Source organism: Streptococcus sp. SM3 (assembly GCF_027497875.1).
This window is the reverse complement of record NZ_JAJNSA010000151.1, coordinates 1-3617: the sequence shown is the minus strand read 5'-3', so window position 1 is coordinate 3617 and position 3617 is coordinate 1. Positions and strand designations below refer to the sequence as shown.

At 33.3% G+C, this 3617-nt stretch carries 3 protein-coding genes, 1 tRNA gene and 1 pseudogene; 1 reads left to right on the top strand and 4 read right to left on the bottom strand.

All coding sequences use genetic code 11. From position 1 onward, the window contains the following. The 4 genes and pseudogenes from PAN06_RS13290 to rlmH form a co-directional block, all read right to left on the bottom strand. Positions 1–274: pseudogene (locus PAN06_RS13290) on the bottom strand (DNA-binding response regulator); the annotation flags it as partial. Next, on the bottom strand, positions 271–1611 hold the full coding sequence (locus PAN06_RS13285) for a GHKL domain-containing protein (protein ID WP_195487232.1): 1341 nt from the start codon (positions 1609–1611) through the stop codon (positions 271–273). The gene PAN06_RS13285 and the pseudogene PAN06_RS13290, both read right to left, overlap by 4 nt. A gap of 340 nt (positions 1612–1951) precedes the next feature. Continuing rightward, a tRNA-Arg gene (locus PAN06_RS13280) sits at positions 1952–2025 on the bottom strand. A gap of 42 nt (positions 2026–2067) precedes the next feature. Continuing rightward, complete coding sequence (gene rlmH / locus PAN06_RS13275; protein ID WP_003009233.1) at positions 2068–2547, bottom strand: 23S rRNA (pseudouridine(1915)-N(3))-methyltransferase RlmH; 480 nt, start codon at positions 2545–2547, stop codon at positions 2068–2070. Positions 2548–2751: 204 nt separating this feature from the next. Here rlmH and PAN06_RS13270 point away from each other — a divergent pair. Continuing rightward, positions 2752–3617, top strand: an 866-nt coding sequence (locus tag PAN06_RS13270; protein ID WP_269796562.1) for a trypsin-like peptidase domain-containing protein, incomplete at its 3' end; no start/stop codon positions are given.

Here is a 3617-nt window from a genome sequence, read left to right as displayed (position 1 = left end):
CTGATTTTGTAGTAATAAAAACAATAATGGCATAAGGATTTGCTTCTCGTATTTTTTGAGCAATTTCCAGCCCACAATACTCATTGTCTTGGATATGAATATCTAGAAAATATAATTGGTGGATATCCGAATGCTGGATATAATTTTCAAATTCCGAAATTTTACCGGTAGAAATCACTTCAAGTTTAATTTCTAATTCCTTAGCAATTTCTGCAATATGTTTTTCTACCCGTATCTGTTGAGAGAGCTCATCTTCTAATAAAAAAATCTTCATTCTTGTTCGTATCCTCCAATCTTCAAAACTTGTAAAAAACGATTTCCTTGCAATTCTGTTTCTAAAAACATCGTTCCATAATTTGCTAAGATTTTTCTCACATTATTTAATCCTAGTCCTCTATTTTCTCCTTTTGTCGAATAGCCTTCTTCATATATTTTTCTAATATCAAAAGTGATTTCATTTGTTGTATTATGAATCACTAAGTAAACAATTTTTGAAATAGAGAAAATAGCAATATGAACTTTCTTTTCTTCTGCTTCTTTTGAAGCTTCCAAAGCGTTTGTCACTAGAATCCCAACGATTCTCACGATATCTAATAAATCAACTGGTAGTTGCTCGATTGGTTCACTCGTTTCAAAGGTCATTTCTACCCCAGCATCTCTTGCATCCAACCAACCTCGAATCAAAATACTTCGTAAAGCAGAATCTTTGATATTGACCAAGTTGAATCCTGATAATGCTTCTGTATTGATCTCTTTATAACCTTTTTCCAATACTTCTCTATGGATTCTCTGTATTTCTGGAATATTTTCTTCCTCAATAGCTAATGACATAGAAATAACTAAATTTCCCAAATCATGACGAAATCCCCTAACAATAGAATAGAGACTTTGAATTTCAGCCATATACCGACTCATTTGTTGCTCAGAAAATTCTTTATACTCCAGTTCTAAATTTTTACGATACTGATCTCGCTCGATTTTCATATGGAATAAGCTGACTACAAAAGAGAAAAAACAAATCGTTGCCAACATACTCCCAAAATTTTTAAATTGCGCTTGTTCACTAATCCATAAAGCAAAATTAATCACTACAAATATAGCAAAATAGACACAGATGAGTCTCTTTAAATATTTTTCAAATTCTTTCTCATAAAAAGGAGTGAAATCAAATTCAAATAGGTCAATTAACTTCAAAATGATTCCTAAAGAAAGCAAACGAATACACATATTGTAGACAATCGAGTAAGCTGCTACAACAGCATCCCCCAATACTGAAGAGACAATTATCGTCAGAAAAGTTGCTGTTCCTTCAACCGCTAAATAAGTAAAAAAAGAATAAAAAATGGCGCACAAGCGATTCGTCCGATTGGCATAATGATAATAAGGATATAAATAAACCGGCCATAAGAGCATATTTAAATCAGAGAGTCGAATATTTGAAAATAAAGTCACATCTAAAAATACTAAGAGACTTTCAAAAAGAAGAACAAAGGTGCTCAGCAGAAAGATAAATGCAAATTGATGTTCCTGATAGATTTTTTCGTCCACTAATGCAAACGTCAGAACAATGATCCCTCCCAAGAGAAAAGACAAGATTAATGACTGAATCACACAAACTCTCCCACTTTGTTTTTTCTATTTTATTATACTCTAGTATTATTATAAAAAAATAAAATTTTATATACAAAAAATTATAATATAAAATAGCCTAAAATTAAAGGGAATAGGTAAAATTGTAATGTTTTTGTTACATGAATGAAAACTATTTTACACAATTTATATAATCTACACTTTGCACTATATAGGGATTATTGGTTCTTTTTTTAAATATTCCTAATAAATCATTCCATTACTCTTTGTCTATAGTGAAGTATACAAAAATTAATAGATAATGAAAATTTATACATTTTTACATAAAAGAAAAGATGCAGCAAAAGCTGCATCTTTCATTTGATCCCAGCAGGATTCGAACCTGCGACCGTTCGCTTAGAAGGCGAATGCTCTATCCAGCTGAGCTATGAGACCGAACTTACTTCATTTTAGCAGAAAAAGGAAGGAGCGTCAAGGTTATTTATGGTAAGGACTCCCCTGTTGAATCATGAAAGCACGATAGATTTGTTCCACCAACACTAATTTCATCAACTGATGAGGAAGAGTTAATTGACCAAAGCTCATTAATAGATTTCCTCTTTTTTTCACTTCAGGAGACAGACCAAGACTGCCTCCAATAACAAAAGTAAGGTTTGAATAACCAGATGTCATAATCTGGTCAATCGTTTGACTAAATTTCTCTGAAGGAAATTGTTTTCCTTCGATGGCTAATACAATCACATATTCCTTATCTGAAATCTTAGAGAGAATTCGTTCCCCCTCTTTTTCAAGGATTTGTTGATTTTCGAGTTGACTGGCACGATCTGGAGTTTTTTCATCAACTAACTCAACCTGTTCTACTTTTGCAAATCGACCAAGCCTTTTAATATACTCCGCGATCCCATCTTTTAAGTATTTTTCTTTTAATTTTCCAACGGTTATCAATTTAATTTTCATTCCCCTATTGTAGCATAATTCTTCAATTCCACAAATAATCCACAGCTATAGAAAGGAAATCTATTCTATAAAGTCCTTTTTAAAGCCATTTCTCAACTAAATTCTACAACTTATCCACAATTTGTGGATAACTTTAGTTATTTAAGATATAATTAAGAAAGTTTTTCTATACTTTAGACAATTTGATATCCTTAGGAGGAAAATATGAAATCTTCATCTAATTTACTGAAAAAACTCGGAAACATAACCCTCATTTTCGTTGTAGGTTTTCTAGGTGGGATTCTTGGAACCTTTTTAACCTTACAAACCTCTCATTCTTCTACTTCAAATACTGAAAGTAAGCAAGTACACTCAACCACTGTTAAAACAGCTTATAAAAATACAACCTCAACTAGTGAGGCCGTAGATAAGGTGAAAAATGCTGTGGTTTCTGTGATTACTTATTCTGATTCTTCGAATCAAGGGCTATTTGAAAAAGAAGAAAACTCTGACTCACAAATTTCTAGTGAAGGTTCTGGGGTCATTTATAAAAAAGAAGGAAAATATGCCTACCTTGTTACCAACACCCATGTAATCAATGGTGCTAAAAAAGTAGACATTCTTTTAGCAGATGGTAATAAAGTCCCCGGAGAAGTAGTTGGGTCAGATGTCTATTCTGATATTGCAGTAGTTCGCATCAGTGCGGATAAAGCAAAGGCAGTAGCTGAATTCGGAGATTCAAACCAATTAACGGTTGGTGAGACTGCGATTGCGATCGGTAGCCCTCTTGGAACAGATTATGCTAATTCTGTTACCCAAGGAATTATTTCCAGCCAAGGCCGCAATGTGAAATTGAAAGCCGATAATGGACAAAATATCTCTACACGCGCCTTACAAACAGACGCAGCCATCAACCCAGGAAACTCTGGAGGTCCATTAATCAATATTCAAGGACAAGTCATCGGGATTACCTCAAGTAAAATTTCAAATAACGGACAAACTTCAGTAGAAGGAATGGGATTTGCAATTCCTGCAAATGATGTTGTCAATATTATCAAGCAGCTAGAAGAAAAAGGAAAAGTAGTTCGACC